We start from the raw sequence: 16,311 nt of genomic DNA, 5'->3' as shown, positions 1-16,311 counted from the left end.
TCAAAAAGACCTCTGATTTTGTGATCAGGGGTCTTTTTTAGTGGCACAACTAATCTATTTCGCGTAACGCCTGCTTGCCAATACTTAAGCCATACGCAAACGCCCATTCGATTAAAACAAACGCCATGACGAAGCACTGGCCGAAAAATGTGTCCGGTAGCACCAAAATAATTCGATCCAATAGTGGATCAAACAACCAGTCCGAGTTGCGGAACAAGATTTCGTGGAAAATTACGAAAAACTGGTCAAAATTGATCGCCATCACGACCGCAATTACCGGTGGAATCCATAACGCCGTCTGCATCGGTAGGACCAGCCGCCACAATTGCTGATCTCGGCGTAATCGTCGCCAAAAGAAGTACACGACGACACTAGTCACGATAAAGACCGCATAGTCTAACATGAACAAGTTTTTAACATCCGCAAAGTGAACTAACGCACTGGCCGAGTCGGTAAAGTCATTCATCACTAATTTTGGCACCCACGGAAAATTCAAGTAAGCCAGCAACTGATAATAATTGGTCATCAACTGTCCCAGTGTCAAATTGACCGTTGGCCCCAATTTTTGACCGACTGCATTCGCAAAGTACAGCCAGCTGACATTGATTGTCACAATAATCGTGGCACTCACTAGCCACAAATAGAGACTGATCCACTGAAGGGCGTTTTTAAGCTTATTTAGCCACACCATCGTCTAAATCCCATTCATCTAAGGAATTGATCTCATTGGTTGGCTTAACAGCCTGCTTGGCAACCAGCTCAGGAGTTGAAACACCGGTATACACAAGTAGTGAGTCCATCTCAAAATTGATGGCCGCTGAGATATCCGTCATATAGTTATCGCCGACCATCACGCAATCCGCTTTGTCCAACCCGATACGATCGATGGCTTTTTGCATGATAATGGTTTCTGGCTTGCCCACATACGTTGCCCGTTGCTGGGTCGCCCGCTCGACCATTGCAATCACCGAACCGGCACCCGGGACAAGTCCCCGTTCATTTGGTAGGTTGGTATCAGCATTCGTGCCGATAAACTTAGCGCCCCGTTTGATTGCCAGTGTCGCTAATTCAAACTTGTGATAGGTGACATCGTAGTCCAAGCCCACGATTACGAACCGGGGTGTCTGTTCCTCAAACTTGAAGCCCTTCTCGAGCATCGCACCCTTCAACCCTAATTCACCGATGACGTACATCGTCTTATCACCATTCGCAGCCAAGTCGTCCACATAATCAGCCGTCGCCAATGCCGCCGTATAGACGTTTGCAGGACTAACATGAATATCATGGTTGTCTGCCAAATTAGCCGCCACGTCCTCGGGCGACTTGGTGGTATTATTCGTTACTAATAAAAAGTCTGTCTGACTAGCTTGTAGCCGTTCAATGAAGCGTTTTGCAGCCGGAATCCGCTCGCGACCACGATAAACAGTGCCGTCTAAATCAATTAAATAACCCTTGTACTTGCCCAATCCAAATACCTCTTTCTACTCACTACTTTTGTCGAATTGTAAAGTGACGTTTGCCACTCGCTTGTTTGGCGGTTCGTGCTTGATTACCCGTTCCAGCAGTCACTTTAGCTGGTCGCTGCCGTTTTTCAGTAAATGGCGCGGCCTTCTGCTTGGTCGTAAAGTTATGCGACTTCCGCCGTTGCTTACTGCGACTACTACTGCGGTTACTGCGCCCACGTGATTGCCGGTTATTGGTCTTCTTGCCACCACGATGATCATCCTTACGTGGCCGGCTGGTCCGCTTAGGCTTGATGACCCGTTCGTTTTTCACGATAAAATAGGCGCAGCCAAAATTACAATACTCATATAAATAATCTTGGACCGCCCCGATCGTTTGGGCGCGCTGGACATCCTTCGCATCATCACGGAAGAATCCCTTCAACCGCAATTGCTCAAAGCCCCAATCTCCGACGATATAATCATACTTATTCAAAATCGAGCTGTAGCGCTCAACGAATTTATCAAGGTCAAAGCCCTGGCGATAATCATAAACAATTTCAAATGGGTGTTTGCTAACCTCAAAGTGGGTCTTGTCCGTCCGCAAGCCGTGATATAAGTTACGGCGGCGTTCCGCTTGTTGTTCAGCTAGTTCATCAATATGTTCGCGGTTCACATTGACACCACCTTTCTCTTAATGGATTGGCCACTGGCGCGCTAGATAGTCGCCAACGACCGTTCTTAACATTGCTTCAAATAATATTTCAGTTTGACCACTAATATTCAGGGTCGGGAAAAACGGAATAAACAGGTCGTGGTCCAACAAGGCAATCTGATAAGTTGCTTGCCGGTCAACGGGCTGACCATCGACTAATAACTGATGGTCAGCGGCTTGCCAGGCCAATCCTTGATACTGGATATAGCCAAAGACTTGCCCCCGAAAACCCATGCCCTTAATTGGAAACTTGTTTAAAAAAGGACGAACGAGTTCCATCTCGTAAACGAGTCGCCATAAGGCTTCACCAGTCAACGTGACCCGAATAACGTGCATCGCATGCGGCAACATCGTGTGTAAATCGTTGCGATTGACTCGCCCCGCCGGTAGATCTCGCATAAAGAGACCACCATTGAGCATGCCAAGGCCCGTGCCCGCATAATCCGTGATTGCCGCTAAACCGAGCGCCGTTAGCTCACTGGCATGGTGCCAATGCGGCCGCAACTGCTCTGGTACGTTGGCGATGACTTGCTGTTTTAGCAGCATTTCACCACGCGCTTGCCAACCAGCAATCAACGCCTCATCACCCGCAGCAACGGGTAAACTTGCCGTTTGAACTGTGTGGGCATCAGCAGTCGTAACGTGGTGTTGCGCATCAAGCTGGAGTTCGATGCGCCCCACATACTCGCCATATTTGCCGGCTGCAGCAATCAAGACGCCATTTTTGAGCTCACCATTCACTAATAGATGGTGGGTATGACTACCGATGATCACGTCGATTTGTGGAAAATGTTTTGCTAGCCAGCGATCAACGTTGATGCCGAGGTGCGATAAGATGACGAGCACGTCGTACTGACCGGCATACTGCGCCAGTAATTCCGGCAAACGGGTCTTGACACTGGCTGGCGTCCAACCATTTAACGGATAGGTCAACGTGAATGGGGTCGTGAAAGCGAGTAACAAGATGCGGGTGCCGCGTGCGGTCGTGATAATTTTCGCTGGCCGTGCCCATTTTGGTGGTTGGCCATCCGCCGTATTGGTTAAATTATCAAGAATCACATCAAAATTCGCATGCAGATAAAGCTTATCAAGCGCCGCATGCGTCAATCCAAGGCCCTCATTATTGCCAATCGTAACGGCATCGTAGCCAATCGCATTTAATAGGTCTACATTGGCCTGTCCCTCAGTGGCTTCAGACAACGGGTGTGCGCGGTCGACCGCGTCTCCTAAACCGACCGTGAGCACCGTACTACCGGCTTGCTGGCGCTGTGTCCGTTCCGACAACAAATAGCGCTGAACCCGCGGCCAGTTTTCAAAATGCGAATGTAAATCATTAGTATGCAAAATGGTAACTTGCTCTTGCACGGTCCTCGCTCCTTAATCGTTATCTTTGTTAATCCTAAAGCATTCCCGAAACCCGGTCAAGCACCCAATTACTGCCGTTTGGCAAAATCAATGGCCTTCCCCGTCACCATTTGCTCAATTTCCGCTAATGAGAATGGGGTTCCAAACGGCACTGGATGGTCCAAATAGTCCACTTCCGGCGTATCCACACCGACATTAATATTTTCCTTAACATTGACGGCATAGTGATGAATATGCCCATGTAAATTGATGATTTGCTTCACGATGCCCATCATCATCGGATAGTGGGTCATATAATACTGACGGTGATCGTACTTGATCAACACACCGACATCATGAAATTCAAACTTAGGTTGCCCGTTCAACTGCGGATCATGGGCCGCTAAGTATTTGAAAAAGGCCCGTGAATCATGGTTACCCTTAATAAAAATGATTCTACCATGTAGTTGTGTCAGTAATGCACAGACCCGTTCGTATGAGACCTTAGCCGGGCGTGTGAAATACAACGCTACGTCACCAAGATGATAGACCGTGTCCGAATCAGTCACGCGCGCATTCCAATGGTCAACGATGGTTTGGTTCATCGTTTCAACATCCGGAAAGGGCCGCGGCGCAAAATCATTATCGCCCAACAGATCCGCGTGGTAAAAATGTGTATCAGATGTAAAGTATTGCATCAGTTCAACCTCGATTATTAAGTTCTCTTAAATCATAGTTTTGAAACTAGTCAATTAATATTGTACCGCGCACCGCCCTAAAAGACACTAGAACAGTTTTGTCTACGAGCGAATTTATTGAGCTACGCGGATCTGATCTTAGCACCCACCTCAGTTTACGTTTGATGCACAGTGACTAGACGCAATTGCGATGCAAGACAGTCACTCTTGGGCGGCAATCCTCACCTTGACAGACGATACAAGACCTGAGGCGGCGAAGATTCATTTTTTGCTGATAAGATACAAAAATGGCTCTCAAGGTTTGCTTGAAAGCCATTTTTAACGGTGCGATTAAAATCTCACTGCTCGCAAACACTCACTGAGTATTCGCGAGGCAGCTTAGACGGTCATTATGAATTCGTGTGTCGTTGGCGAACGCGATCGCTAAAAATCTTAACGGCATAGAGGCCAAACACCCAGATTGCGGAAACAATCAACGCAATTAACGTCTCAAACTTCAAGCACAGGACAACTGCGATGAAGGCCAAGAACACCAGAATGAAGTAATCTGACAATGGGAATAGTGGCATCTTGAACTTCACTTTATCTCGCGAGCCAGCTTGACGGCGATACTTGATGTGTGCAACCACGATTGCACCCCAGATAAAAATAAAGCAGGTCGTCGATACACTGGCAATTAGTGAAAAGACCTTACCAGGCATTAATAAGTTCAGGATAACTGACAAGCCAATCACCAGGGTTGAAAACCACAAGGCGTTGCGTGGCACTTGGCGCGTGGACAGTTTACCCATCCGCTTAGAAAATTTACTCTGCCCATCATACGTCAATGAGAACAACATCCGTCCGGTACTGAACAGCGCACTATTACAGCTCGAAGCCGCAGCAGTCAGCACCACAAAGTTGATGATGGCGGCGGCGGAACGAATCCCTAAGTTAGTAAAGACTTGGACGAAGGGACTGTGGGCAGCTGAAAAGTATTGCCATGGATACATACACATTAAGAAGAATAATGAACCAACGTAGAATAGAATGATCCGGACTGGAATATCATTGATCGCCTTTGGAATCACCGTCTTCGGGTCGGCCGTTTCGGACGCGGTCATCCCCACCATTTCAATCCCAATAAAACTAAACAGGACCATTTGAAATGAGAGCACTAATCCCTTGAAGCCATTCGGCATGAAACCACCATAATTGACCAAGTTGGTCAGACTGGCATGCCCGACCGGCGTCTTGACGCTAAATAGTACCATCCCGATACCGACAGCAATCAAAGCAATGATTGCCGCAATCTTAATAATTGCAAACCAAAATTCAGTTTCCCCAAAAGCTGAAACGTTGATTGAATTTAAGGCTAATAGCAGAATTAAGATGACCAATCCTGGCAGCCACTGTGGTAACTTCGGCCACCAGAACTGCATATATTCGCCTGCAGCTGTGATTTCGGCCATCGCAATCGTGATCCAGCAGACCCAGTAAGTCCAGCCGGCCACGAAGCCGGTGCGATCGCCTAAGTATTGTTTAATGAAATCAATATATGAATGCGTATGAAGGTCAGACAGCAGTAACTCGCCTAACGCTCGCATCAACAAGAAACAAACGAGTCCAGTCACCAAATAGGCAATCAGAATCGATGGTCCCGCTAAGTGGATGGATTGACCAGCCCCTAAGAAGAGGCCAGTCCCGATGGTGCCACCAATCGCAATCAATTGTACGTGGCGGCTCTTTAACCCGCGCGAAAGTTGTTCCGTCTCGGGCTGTGAATTGTCTTTCGTCATTATTTTTGCACTCCCCTTGCCGTTATTATAGCGGGCAATTTCGTCCCATTCAAAAGGGGGCGCTTGTTAAAATCGTAAAATAGGTCTATACCGTTTTTGAATCGCGTGAGCAATTGGTTGCGACAGTAAGCGTTTGCGTATGCACTCACTCCGCCCTTTTGCTTTGTTAACTGACCAATCTAGCGATTCAGCACGCCAACGTGAATAAAGTGAACGTAACGCATAGCAACATGAATAAATTTCACTTAAATAACCAAAAATCACCCAGGTAGTCGTGGACCCTACCCAGGTGATTTTCGACAAACTTGTCAGTCGCAATGGCCATTATAGAATCAATTGCTCAGTGGGCACCATCAACACCGCACTGAAAACGTGACTTGGTTGAATCTTGACTAATAACTAACGTTTAATGTTTTGGCTGACCCAGGCATCAATTTGAGCCGTGAACGCTTGAAATGCCCGTTGATCTTCAAAGGATGGGAAGTCGCCCAGCAAGACTTTACCAGCCTGCTGTGCTTGTGGCCCATGCTTTTGTAACACAACGATCGATTTGCGTGACTTTTCATCCAAGAACAAATTAGTTGGCAAGTTGAGTAAGCCTTGCAAATAAGCCGCCGTACTCATCCATTTCAACAGGCCTTGTGCTTCTTGCGATTGAAAAATCGTTGTTGGCACGAGGAAGACACCCCAACCACCGGGTAACAGGTGTGACATGGCTTGTTCCATCATCAGATGATGGGTGTAGGAATGGCCATTGGTCGCCTTGGTCTCAAAGTTCTGAACTCGCTCGTCAAGTGGATAATAGCCGACTGGCAAATCGCCAATGGCAATACTCGTTTTAGGCATGACTAGTGGATCAATGGCATCTTGGTGGAACAGTTCCACGGCAGAGCCTTGTAGATCCATACTCATCGCGGCGATGGCTAACTGATTGTCATCGTTATCAACCCCATAGCCTTGAATTGGCTGAGGCCGATCAGTTTGCAGTTGATTAATAACCGTCGTTAATAAGTTCCCAGTTCCAACCGCAATATCTAAAATCGACAGGTCCGTTGTTGGTCCCACCAGTTTGGCAATCAAATATGCCGTCAATAGACCGATTGAATCGGGCGTCATCTGATGATTAGGATCGACACGGTCATTATGAATCGCCTTCAACAAGGCTAGCTGAATTGCACGCCGAATCGTTTCTGCATCGAACTGCTTTAAATCGACACTTTGATACAACTTCTCTAAAGCTTCGACTTGTTGTTGACTCGGCTTGCCATCCTCAACGTGAACCGTCCCACTTAATAAGTTATCACCAGTCTCGATGAGTGCATCTACGTATGAGACGGATAGTTGCTGCATCAAGACCTGCACTGATTGATCTAAGACCTGAAATAGCGTCTCAGTTTCTGCTTGTGCCAGAATACTCACCCCTTCACAAAATCTGTAATCCTTAACCATATTACTGATTTTATGACCCAAGTTCAAGTCACGGGGTTCGACCACCGCTTATCGATGCGGTTTGGCCTGATAAGGATGGTCATAAGATTCCAGTATCAGATAATGCAAGTGTTGTCTGGCCCGAAAATTCATGTAACGTTGCGTCTCGAATGCCCCGCCAATCATCAGTAAACTAATCACTGACAGCAGAATCGTCCCGCGGTGTTTCTTCATCTGGTGCGTGCCTCCTATCGGGTAAAAGTAGTCGGGCTTTAAAATGAATACCATGATCAGTCGTCATGGTTAACGTCATGTCCGGCTCGATGTGAAACTGACTGACGCCTCTCATCATGATTATTCGGCCGCCACCTTTGTGCATTAACACAATCTGATGAAGCACATGAAAATAGGTCAAACGATATTCTTTGTCCTTGGCCTCATTCACAATGACAGCACTGTGGTCCTCGTCGAAGCCAGCTGCATTGGAAATCGCTGTGAATACAAAATGATGATCCGGATTTTCAAGTTCATGGAGCATCAAGTACCAGTCTACGGTCGGTAAATCGACCTGAGTACGGCGGGCAAGATTACGTTGGCCTTGAAACAAAGTCGCCATGACGACCGCCACGATTCCTAATGAAAATACCACTTCAATGAGGGTAAAACCCGCACGCTTAATCATTGGGCACGGCCAACTGTGGCGCGTTCAATAATTCAATGGCATAAGTCTCATACGTGCTACGAGCAGCTTGAATCGCTTGTAACGTCTGAGCCTCACGATGCTGCATCATTATCTCGAGGCTCTCGAACCCAATTAGGCCGCTCATTAACAGGCCCAATGCGGTAATCGTCTCAATCATCATAAAACCACTGTGCGTCTTTAACATTGGTAACTCGATAAGCCCCCCACCCCATTAGTGCGTTTAATTTGATCTTCTGCTTTGGTCGCAGCGCTGATTTAAAAATGACGACCGCTAATTGCGGATGACCATTCTTCCAAATCTGAATATCGCGCCCGCGTTCCGTCTTCAACGTCGCCGGTAATGCTAGGTGCCACTGTTGTTTTGGTATCGGATGACCCTGTTTGCCGGTCCAACTGACGACCTCCGTCCCCCGAAAACTGACGACTTGCGGATGGCCAGTCACACTCGCTTCAAAAGTCTGCTGTTGCCACATCGTCTGTAAATCACGCCAAAACGCTTGTTCATCGGCTACTTGTCGCTGCCGCGTCGGAAACCGATGGACGGTGATCACGGCCATACTGGTCACGATTGCAAGTACGGTGACCGTTTCAATTAACGTGAAACCATGGCGGCTAGCCATTTATGCTTTGGGCTTGGTGGGCCGAATTGGATTAATAGCCTGGTCCGTCGCTTGCTTGGCTTGTTTGTCATTGAGGTAACCAGCCTCCTTCATCTTGTCAATCGTCGCTTCCTCGCCAGTATCGCTGGTGTACATTTCAGCCTGATTTTGAACAACTTCCGTCAGTGCTTCCTGTTGATGACCTGCAGCACGCTGACGTTGATCATTCAAGTTTGGCACCACGATCAACATTAGCAAACTAATAATGGCCAACACGATCACCATTTCAATCAACGTAAACCCGCGTTGCGGCGCAGTCGTTTTCTTCATCAAGCGTTTCATTAATAATGTCATTTTAAAATCTCCCCCATTGATTGGTACATCGGTAGCAACAAACTCAAATACGTGCCCACGACCACGAGCGCAATGACCCCAAACATGATGGGTTGAATCCAACCAATCATCCGATTAAGTTGGCGAATCAGCCGCTCATACTGCATGGTCGCAAAATACAGTAACTCCTGACTCAACTGTTCAGCTGGGCTCTCTTTGCCGACTAATAAAGCTAGTTCATCCGGCAATAAGCGGTCGGCCTGAATAATTGCCATTAGTGACGTTCCCTGCAGCAAAGCCCGCTCCACCACTTTCCCCTGTTGGTGAATAAAAGCTTTGGCCTGAAACTGCTGGCTGACCTCACAAATACCCCGAATCCCTAATCCACCCGCGAGTAGCATCCCAGCATTTAAACTCAAATAGTAGCCACAATAACTCTTGATCAGCTTGCCAATCAAGGGCATTTTGACCAACCAATGATACCGCTGCCTGATTGGTAGCTGCTGAAAGCGCCAGCCACACCAACCGAGTGCAGTAACAACGACCAGTATTCCAATCGAGATTAGTTGCCAGGGTAATGCCGCCTGGTGACCGACACTGGCCTGGGCACCTAAGCTCGGTAGAATTGCAGCCTTCACTAACCCGAGCGTCCCCAATAGCAGGACCAATAATAAACATGGATACTGCAATAACCGTCGAATCTGTCGGCCCTGTTCCGCACGGGCGCGCATCAACTGGCCAGCCTGCGTCAACGTGTGTCGAAGCTCCCCATGCGTCTCCGCAATTAAAAATTGATAATATAGATCGACCGCAATATATGGACGTAACGCCGTGGACAAGTCATCACCCGCAGCTAGGCGCACGAGGACGGGCTGCAGGACTTGAAACGCTGGTCCCTGTACATCCACAGCAAATTGAAAGGCCTGTTGGAATGAAAAGCCGTTGCCCAATAGGTCCGCCACAGTTTCAAATAACGTCGCTTGCATCGCAATTGGAAGTCGCTTACGCTTTCTTAAGTTGATGGGCCGTCGCATGATCAAGGCGACCCGCTGCCAGTTGTTCATCAATTAATTGTCCCCACCTCTCCGTCATCATTTGCGTCGTCTTCGGGCGCTCATGTGGCATAACCACCGTATCAAATAAGGTCGCCATACTGCCATCCGTCACCGGGACTAATCGCTGATACGACATGGCCGTTACGGCTTGTTCGAGAACGGCTGGTTCCACGCCTAATTGTGCTAACCGCGGAATAATCCCATAAACACCCCGTGCATGCAACGTACTCAACACCAGATGGCCACTCAAGGCAGCTTGAATCGCGATTCTGGCGGTTTCCGCATCCCGAATCTCCCCAATGATAAACACATCCGGGTGATGCCTAAGTCCGACCTTTAATAAATCCGCATAGGCCATCTGAGCGGGTGGGTTAACTTGTAACTGCAAAAAATCTGGTTCGTAGATCTCAACTGGATCTTCAATGGTCATCACTAATCGTTGTCCCCGCAGTTGACGCACTAGGTCATACATGGTCGACGTTTTTCCAGCGCCCATCGGTCCAGAAAAGACGATCAACCCAGTATGGTGCATGAGCTGACTCAACTGTTCACGCTGACTGGGAATCAAATATTGGAGGTTCTGGGATTCACCCTCGTACAATATCCGAATGACCAGCGATTCGCGGTCTAAAAAATCACCAACGACTGAGATGCGCAGGTTTAAGGTCTGCTCATCCAGCGTTAGCATCATAGCGCCAAGTTGCGGCCGCCGATGGTCACTAATGGCCATATTACTTCGATATTTGATGTGATTAATGAGCTGTTGCGCGAGTGTGGTACTGATTTGGGCAAGTGCGCGCAATTTTCCGGCGGCTTGAATCAGCACCTGGTAACCTTCTGTTGCTGGCATCCAATAAATATCACTGGCCCGTTGTTCAACAGCGGCTTGAATCATTTGGTTCAACTCAGTTTCAATTGACATGAAGCATTTCACACGGTGATACCAGGCAGATTGTCTGTGGCCCAGTTGCACACACAGACGGTATGACTGGCATACTTCCTTTCTTGATTTCACAGCATCATGCTGCGTCACGCTGGCTAGTTTCTAAGTATCAGTGTTCGCAAAACCGGCTGTATTCGCTACAGTGAAGCATCAGTTTGTTGCGGTTATCCCCAACTATCACGAACAATCAATCCATTCACCCTCTCTGGGATTTATGCTTCATTAAAATCAGTTCCTGAATAGGTTTGCCGGCAATTTGTCGGCGGGTTTCTGGCCAATCGTGACGCCAATTAATCTGAAAACAGCTCGCCTCGGTGCAAAATACGGCTGATAAGGGTGCAGTCACTGTTTTGTACCACTATATTGTTCGTTTGAGATTATTTCAGTATCAAATTGTCACGGCACGATGGCTTGCTCCTTTCATACAAGTAGTTTCGTGAAATAAGGCTCATTTCCACGAAAAAAATAAATTTTTTCAGAACACATTTTGATTGAACGCCAAAAAAGCTATTCCGAAGCGATTGCGCTCCAGAATAGCTTTGAAATTTCGATGCCGATAATAAAGTCGTTGCTTTTGTTACTTAGTTTGATCCGCAGCTACAATTTCCGCCTGAGTTGGAATGGAAGGCTGCGCGCCTAATTTTTGAACTGCCAATGACGAAGCGCGATTGGCAAAACGCACGGCCTCAGCTAAGTTACTGAAATCTGGTTGCAATACAGAGCTTAACGCGCCAATGAACGTATCACCAGCTGCCGTTGTATCCACTGCGTCAACTTTAAAGGCCGGGACAAATCCGTGTTCACCACCGCGCATCCAAAAGGCACCCTTGCTACCGACCGTGATAATGACGTTGGCTACACCTAGTGCTTGTAATTTTTGCGCGCCAGCAACCATCGAAGCTTCATCCGTGATATGAACGCCAGTCAGCGTTTCCGTCTCAGTCTCATTTGGGACGATCAAATCCGTGACCGCTAATAATTCAGCTGGCACCGCGTCCGTTGCCGGTGCTGGATTAAGAATCGTCTTCTGCTTAGCGGCTCGTGCGAGCTCAAATCCGCGTTGGGTCGCAGCAATCGGTGTTTCAAACTGCGCAATTAAAAACGTGCTGTCCGCAATCACTGATTGGGCTTGCTCAACATCTTCCGCCGTGACGAGCTGGTTGGTCCCACCGTCAATTAGAATTCGGTTTTCGCTACTTGCATCCAACAGGATAAATGCGGAGCCGGTCGCAGCCGCATCACTATGCTGAACAAAGCGATCGTCGACCCCGCTCTCTGTCAGTTGTTGGACCATAAAAGTACCTTCCTGATCTTGTCCAACCTTACCAATAAAGGTCGTTTGGGCACCGGCCCGGGCAGCTGCGATTGCTTGATTTGCGCCCTTGCCACCACCTGCAACACTCTTTCCTGTCAGTGGTAAAGTCTCCCCAGGTTTTGGAAAACGTTTGAAGCGTAAAATCGAATCGACATTTAAACTGCCTAACACGGTTACTTTATTCATGATTATTCGTCCCTTCAATGTTCAACTGTCCTAATTTTAGCAAACTGCACCGGGTGATGCATCCGTTTTGCGTCAGTTATCAGCTAAAAACAAGATTTGGATGCAACCAAGACGACTCAGGCAAGTTGCGGGTCACCGCCAAAAATTACCCATCAAAAAAGCGCGGTCCTCTGACTTTCATCAAAGAACCGCGCTAAGACTGATTAGTCTGGGAAGTTAGCAGCTTCGTATACTTCTGATACGTCGTCGTTATCTTCTAATTCATCAATCATGTGTTGTAACTTTTCAACTTTATCGGCTGGAACGTCAGTCAAGTTTTCTGGAATCATGGTCAATTCGGCCGTTTCCAACTTGTAACCACTGGCTTCAAGCGCATCCCGTACAGCAGCTAATTGCTTAGGATCCGTGTAGATTTCGAATGCTTCGTCGCTTGATTGTAAATCATCACCACCAGCATCCAAAACATCCATCAGCATCGTATCTTCATCCGTGTCTAAATCTTCACGACTGATAACGATGTAACCCTTACGATCGAACATGTAGCTAACGGCACCCGTTGCAGCCAATGCACCACCATGATGCGTGAATGCTGAACGAACGGCCGCAGCAGTCCGGTTTTTGTTGTCAGTTAATGCGTGAACCAGAACGGCGATACCACCAGGGCCGTAGCCTTCGTAAGTAACTTCTTCGTAGTTCTCCGCACCGGAGCCACTACCTTTATCAACCGCCCGTTTAATATTATCTTTAGGCATGTTGGCAGCTTTGGCCTTATCCATAACTAACCGCAATTGCGCGTTAGAATCTGGATCAGGACCCCCGGCTTTAACAGCCATATATAGTTCACGGGAAATCTTTTGGAAAACTTTCCCACGTTTAGCATCTTGGGCGTTCTTACGTCCTTGAATGTTATGCCATTTTGAATGTCCTGACATGTGTGACTCCTTCTTTCATATTTATTTTCAGTTTAGTAGATAAACATACGTAAAGTATGATAGCAAAAAAAGCGAGCGATTTCAAGCGCTAGACCCGCCTGTACTCACTTTAATTGAACCTGTATGTTGCTGAGGCTTAAATCAAGGCGCCAAAAGTTTAATAATCGATCAAGGGCGCTGTTTCGATTTTGTCAGTAACATATATTTGCGCCCATTGACCTTTGGTTGCTTTTTCAAAAGTTGATTTAGTTCATCAATTGTTAAATGATGCATGCCACCCCAGTTGGCAGGGTCTATTGATTTCTCTATACTTTTGATCAGTTTCTTCTCTGAGTCAGTGATTTTGCACACTCCAATCTCTTAAACCAATCAGCTTGTCTAACTCCCAGCAGTAACAACACCCATCTCACGATAGATTCTTATCACTCCAAAATCACATTCACCTATGGCCGCAAATAAGCATAGCCCGCATCCTGTAAATCCACCAGGCGCACAACGCCCGCTGGAACCACGGTGACCCCGTCCGGAAGCTGGTCGGCTTGAATATGATGGCTCGCCATCGCGTTATGGCAGGCATCCACCTCAACTTGTGGCAGGTCCTGTAACATGTCATTCCAGGCCGGGGTCGTCAACGTGGTGATGGCGGGCCCGTTGACCACGATCACGACCGTACTGGTTGGACGTAGGTCTAAGAAATTGCGAACGTTACTAATCGCCATCGACACTTTTTCTGGTTCATCGACATGGACGACTAAATTGGTCATTTGATTGGACTCCCTTCAAGTGAACGCACTTCTAACGCCCGTAAATAATGATAACTACTCAACATATTACCGCAAGTGGCATCCGTTTCATCCGGCACTTCATAAATCATCGTTGCGCGGGGGTTCAACACCGGCAGTACACGCTGCCAATCGATTAACCCCTGCCCGAGTGGCAAGCTGTCGTGACGCTGCCCCATCGAATCGACAAGGTGATAGTGCTGAATCAGCGGTGCTAAGCGTTTTAAGGCCAGCATCGTCAGGTCCATATCGCCATGTAAAGCAATGAAAACGTGGCTCAAATCACAGACCAGCGGATAGTGATGCTGAATGATGCGCTCATCGAGCTGTGGATCACCGTACATGAAGCTGGCCGTGACCCCATTTTCAATCATCACGTGCCCACTCCCCTGACGTACCAGCTCGTCTAGGCGTTCAAACACGACATCCCGGGCGACACTTAACGACTCATATTCATTGATCAACGGAACACTGTCGCTGCCGTAGCCGCCATGAACCAGCACCTTGACGTCCAGTTCCGTCGCTAAACCGAGTAAGGCTGCCGTACTGTCATGCAAAAATTGATAGGCCGCAGCTTCGCGCTTGGGGTCCAACAATTGGTCCAAGTGAACGCCATGATAACTCATCGGGTGGTGAATCACGATCTGCTCGGTGACATTTTCTTTCACAAATAACACTGCCGCCTTCAATGCAGCAAACGCCGCTGAGTCAAAATCTGCTTCACTGGTAAAAAATTCAAATACTTGCGGTCGGTATTGTAATCGGTTCATTAATTGTGCCGGTGTTTGGGAAGCTTTCAGACCTAACTGAATCTTCCCAGGACGCCGCCGTAACGCTAATTGGGTCATCTGCACCACTCATCCTTCCAATAAATTCCAGCCAAATAAAAAGGTTTGGAATCAGATTCCAAACCTAGTATACCGCTATCGTTCCGTTGATTGTCAACCAGACTTCCCGACACCGGCGTCTCATTAGTCAGCCGACTTAGTTGAACCACGACGAACGATCCCGTATGGTAATGTGACCGTCTTTTCGTCAAGTTCCTTATCGTTCATCAGCTTAGTGAGCATCCGCATCGCAACGGCACCGATATCATAAAGTGGTTGCGTGATTGAGGTGATGGCTGGACGCGTAATCTGCGTGATGATCGTATCGTTACTCGTAACGACTTCCAAATCATCAGGCACATTGATGCCAGTTTCCATGCTTGCATTGATAATGCCGGCAGCCATTTCATCGTCACCAACAAAGACGGCAGTCGCACCGCTATCAGCAATGACCGGTTGTAACTTACGGCCGGCATCGTATGAGTAGCCCGCTTCATAAACCAGCGCATCATCAAATGGAATCTTAGCCTTCGTCAACGCCCGCTTGTAACCAGTCAACCGGTATTCAGCGTTGATTGATTGTGAGAGTGAACCGAGTGCCAAAGCAATCTTCTTGTGACCACGGCCAATTAAGTTCGTGACCGCTTCTTCAACGGCAGCTGCATAGTCAATGTTAACGCTAGGCGTTTCGTTGTTAGGATCAACTGTCCCAGCCAACACAACGGGTGCCTTAGCCCGTTTGAATTCTGCACGGAGCTTATCATCGATATGGTTCCCCATAAAAATAACCCCATCGACTTGCTTAGCCATCAACGTATTTAACACGTTGACTTCTTGTTCCCCAGCATCGTCTGAGTTGGTCAAAATGATGTTATACTTGTACATCATCGCAATGTCATCGATCCCACGTGCCAGTGAGGCGAAGTAAATGTTCGTGACATCTGGGATAATGACGCCGACCGTCGTTGAGCGCTTACTTGCTAGTCCACGTGCAACGGCATTTGGCCGATAGTCCAACCGTTCAATGACGGCTAAAACTTTCTTCCGCGTTGCTGGTTTAACGTTAGGATTCCCATTAACCACCCGTGAAACCGTGGCCATTGAAACCGCCGCTTCACGCGCCACATCATAAATTGTTACTGTTTGCTTTTCCATATAAAAATAGCCCTTTCTTGCTTGGTATCATATGTTTTCATCCGTTTTCATGCAACATCAACCAATATAGCAAAAT

Annotated in this window: 19 protein-coding genes; all 19 read right to left on the bottom strand. The window is 47.7% G+C overall.

The window, feature by feature from the left end; genetic code table 11:
• Nucleotides 1–49: 49 nt before the first annotated feature.
• Nucleotides 50–691: a TIGR01906 family membrane protein gene (locus tag KGF65_RS09075; protein WP_213472434.1), complete on the bottom strand. Its 642-nt coding sequence runs from the start codon at nucleotides 689–691 to the stop codon at nucleotides 50–52.
• Nucleotides 675–1,466 (bottom strand): TIGR01457 family HAD-type hydrolase, encoded by a 792-nt coding sequence (locus tag KGF65_RS09070; RefSeq protein ID WP_050339308.1) that lies wholly within the window; start codon nucleotides 1,464–1,466, stop codon nucleotides 675–677. The genes KGF65_RS09075 and KGF65_RS09070 overlap by 17 nt, the downstream gene beginning before the upstream one ends.
• A 22-nt stretch (nucleotides 1,467–1,488) precedes the next feature.
• A complete protein-coding gene (locus tag KGF65_RS09065) occupies nucleotides 1,489–2,118 on the bottom strand; it encodes a YutD family protein (protein WP_101873265.1) in 630 nt (209 codons plus the stop codon).
• Between the two features lie 18 nt (nucleotides 2,119–2,136).
• Complete coding sequence (locus tag KGF65_RS09060; RefSeq protein WP_101873264.1) at nucleotides 2,137–3,522, bottom strand: bifunctional UDP-sugar hydrolase/5'-nucleotidase; 1,386 nt, start codon at nucleotides 3,520–3,522, stop codon at nucleotides 2,137–2,139.
• Between the two features lie 68 nt (nucleotides 3,523–3,590).
• The gene (locus KGF65_RS09055; protein ID WP_101873263.1) at nucleotides 3,591–4,199 is read right to left on the bottom strand and encodes a metallophosphoesterase; all 609 of its coding nucleotides are present in this window, start codon (nucleotides 4,197–4,199) and stop codon (nucleotides 3,591–3,593) included.
• Nucleotides 4,200–4,588: 389 nt separating this feature from the next.
• Nucleotides 4,589–5,977 (bottom strand): amino acid permease, encoded by a 1,389-nt coding sequence (locus tag KGF65_RS09050; protein ID WP_088771076.1) that lies wholly within the window; start codon nucleotides 5,975–5,977, stop codon nucleotides 4,589–4,591.
• Nucleotides 5,978–6,376: 399 nt separating this feature from the next.
• Nucleotides 6,377–7,426: a class I SAM-dependent methyltransferase gene (locus tag KGF65_RS09045; protein WP_162937026.1), complete on the bottom strand. Its 1,050-nt coding sequence runs from the start codon at nucleotides 7,424–7,426 to the stop codon at nucleotides 6,377–6,379.
• 48 nt (nucleotides 7,427–7,474) lie between these two features.
• Nucleotides 7,475–7,639 carry a hypothetical protein gene (locus KGF65_RS09040; RefSeq protein WP_162937027.1) on the bottom strand — a complete coding sequence of 55 codons (165 nt, stop codon included), beginning with the start codon at nucleotides 7,637–7,639 and terminating at the stop codon, nucleotides 7,475–7,477.
• Nucleotides 7,599–8,087, bottom strand: coding sequence for a prepilin-type N-terminal cleavage/methylation domain-containing protein (locus KGF65_RS09035; RefSeq protein ID WP_216748348.1), 489 nt, complete (start codon nucleotides 8,085–8,087; stop codon nucleotides 7,599–7,601). Before KGF65_RS09035 ends, KGF65_RS09040 begins: the two co-directional genes overlap by 41 nt.
• Nucleotides 8,080–8,292 carry a histidine kinase gene (locus KGF65_RS09030; RefSeq protein WP_101873261.1) on the bottom strand — a complete coding sequence of 71 codons (213 nt, stop codon included), beginning with the start codon at nucleotides 8,290–8,292 and terminating at the stop codon, nucleotides 8,080–8,082. Before KGF65_RS09030 ends, KGF65_RS09035 begins: the two co-directional genes overlap by 8 nt.
• Nucleotides 8,258–8,728: a prepilin-type N-terminal cleavage/methylation domain-containing protein gene (locus KGF65_RS09025; RefSeq protein WP_101873260.1), complete on the bottom strand. Its 471-nt coding sequence runs from the start codon at nucleotides 8,726–8,728 to the stop codon at nucleotides 8,258–8,260. Before KGF65_RS09025 ends, KGF65_RS09030 begins: the two co-directional genes overlap by 35 nt.
• Nucleotides 8,729–9,061: a competence type IV pilus major pilin ComGC gene (comGC, locus tag KGF65_RS09020; RefSeq protein WP_101873259.1), complete on the bottom strand. Its 333-nt coding sequence runs from the start codon at nucleotides 9,059–9,061 to the stop codon at nucleotides 8,729–8,731.
• Nucleotides 9,058–10,104, bottom strand: a complete 1,047-nt coding sequence (locus tag KGF65_RS09015) for a type II secretion system F family protein (protein ID WP_225083314.1) — start codon at nucleotides 10,102–10,104, stop codon at nucleotides 9,058–9,060. The genes comGC and KGF65_RS09015 overlap by 4 nt, the downstream gene beginning before the upstream one ends.
• On the bottom strand, nucleotides 10,043–11,017 hold the full coding sequence (comGA, locus tag KGF65_RS09010) for a competence type IV pilus ATPase ComGA (RefSeq protein ID WP_101873257.1): 975 nt from the start codon (nucleotides 11,015–11,017) through the stop codon (nucleotides 10,043–10,045). Before comGA ends, KGF65_RS09015 begins: the two co-directional genes overlap by 62 nt.
• 598 nt (nucleotides 11,018–11,615) lie before the next feature.
• Nucleotides 11,616–12,539 (bottom strand): ribokinase, encoded by a 924-nt coding sequence (rbsK, locus tag KGF65_RS09005; protein WP_101873256.1) that lies wholly within the window; start codon nucleotides 12,537–12,539, stop codon nucleotides 11,616–11,618.
• Between the two features lie 203 nt (nucleotides 12,540–12,742).
• On the bottom strand, nucleotides 12,743–13,471 hold the full coding sequence (locus tag KGF65_RS09000) for a YebC/PmpR family DNA-binding transcriptional regulator (RefSeq protein WP_050339319.1): 729 nt from the start codon (nucleotides 13,469–13,471) through the stop codon (nucleotides 12,743–12,745).
• A 443-nt stretch (nucleotides 13,472–13,914) separates the two neighbouring features.
• Complete coding sequence (locus tag KGF65_RS08995) at nucleotides 13,915–14,235, bottom strand: DsrE family protein (RefSeq protein WP_101873254.1); 321 nt, start codon at nucleotides 14,233–14,235, stop codon at nucleotides 13,915–13,917.
• The gene (locus KGF65_RS08990; protein ID WP_101874300.1) at nucleotides 14,232–15,101 is read right to left on the bottom strand and encodes a sugar phosphate isomerase/epimerase; all 870 of its coding nucleotides are present in this window, start codon (nucleotides 15,099–15,101) and stop codon (nucleotides 14,232–14,234) included. The genes KGF65_RS08995 and KGF65_RS08990 overlap by 4 nt, the downstream gene beginning before the upstream one ends.
• A 123-nt stretch (nucleotides 15,102–15,224) precedes the next feature.
• Nucleotides 15,225–16,235 (bottom strand): catabolite control protein A, encoded by a 1,011-nt coding sequence (gene ccpA / locus KGF65_RS08985; protein WP_050339321.1) that lies wholly within the window; start codon nucleotides 16,233–16,235, stop codon nucleotides 15,225–15,227.
• Nucleotides 16,236–16,311 lie beyond the last annotated feature (76 nt).

It is taken from the genome of Lactiplantibacillus sp. 30.2.29 (genome assembly GCF_018991255.1).
GTDB lineage: Bacteria > Bacillota > Bacilli > Lactobacillales > Lactobacillaceae > Lactiplantibacillus > Lactiplantibacillus pentosus.
This window is presented reverse-complemented; position numbering and strand designations above follow the sequence as displayed.

Excerpts from the sequence above, each read along its gene's own strand:
- KGF65_RS09075 (WP_213472434.1), bottom strand. The coding sequence starts at position 691 with ATGGTGTGGCTAAATAAGCTTAAAAACGCCCTTCAGTGGATCAGTCTC.
- KGF65_RS09055 (WP_101873263.1), bottom strand. The coding sequence starts at position 4,199 with ATGCAATACTTTACATCTGATACACATTTTTACCACGCGGATCTGTTG.
- KGF65_RS09050 (WP_088771076.1), bottom strand. The coding sequence starts at position 5,977 with ATGACGAAAGACAATTCACAGCCCGAGACGGAACAACTTTCGCGCGGG.
- KGF65_RS09045 (WP_162937026.1), bottom strand. The coding sequence starts at position 7,426 with ATGGTTAAGGATTACAGATTTTGTGAAGGGGTGAGTATTCTGGCACAA.
- KGF65_RS09040 (WP_162937027.1), bottom strand. The coding sequence starts at position 7,639 with ATGAAGAAACACCGCGGGACGATTCTGCTGTCAGTGATTAGTTTACTG.
- KGF65_RS09035 (WP_216748348.1), bottom strand. The coding sequence starts at position 8,087 with ATGATTAAGCGTGCGGGTTTTACCCTCATTGAAGTGGTATTTTCATTA.
- KGF65_RS09030 (WP_101873261.1), bottom strand. The coding sequence starts at position 8,292 with ATGTTAAAGACGCACAGTGGTTTTATGATGATTGAGACGATTACCGCA.
- KGF65_RS09025 (WP_101873260.1), bottom strand. The coding sequence starts at position 8,728 with ATGGCTAGCCGCCATGGTTTCACGTTAATTGAAACGGTCACCGTACTT.
- comGC (WP_101873259.1), bottom strand. The coding sequence starts at position 9,061 with ATGACATTATTAATGAAACGCTTGATGAAGAAAACGACTGCGCCGCAA.
- KGF65_RS09015 (WP_225083314.1), bottom strand. The coding sequence starts at position 10,104 with ATGAACAACTGGCAGCGGGTCGCCTTGATCATGCGACGGCCCATCAAC.
- comGA (WP_101873257.1), bottom strand. The coding sequence starts at position 11,017 with ATGTCAATTGAAACTGAGTTGAACCAAATGATTCAAGCCGCTGTTGAA.
- rbsK (WP_101873256.1), bottom strand. The coding sequence starts at position 12,539 with ATGAATAAAGTAACCGTGTTAGGCAGTTTAAATGTCGATTCGATTTTA.
- KGF65_RS09000 (WP_050339319.1), bottom strand. The coding sequence starts at position 13,471 with ATGTCAGGACATTCAAAATGGCATAACATTCAAGGACGTAAGAACGCC.
- KGF65_RS08995 (WP_101873254.1), bottom strand. The coding sequence starts at position 14,235 with ATGACCAATTTAGTCGTCCATGTCGATGAACCAGAAAAAGTGTCGATG.
- KGF65_RS08990 (WP_101874300.1), bottom strand. The coding sequence starts at position 15,101 with ATGACCCAATTAGCGTTACGGCGGCGTCCTGGGAAGATTCAGTTAGGT.
- ccpA (WP_050339321.1), bottom strand. The coding sequence starts at position 16,235 with ATGGAAAAGCAAACAGTAACAATTTATGATGTGGCGCGTGAAGCGGCG.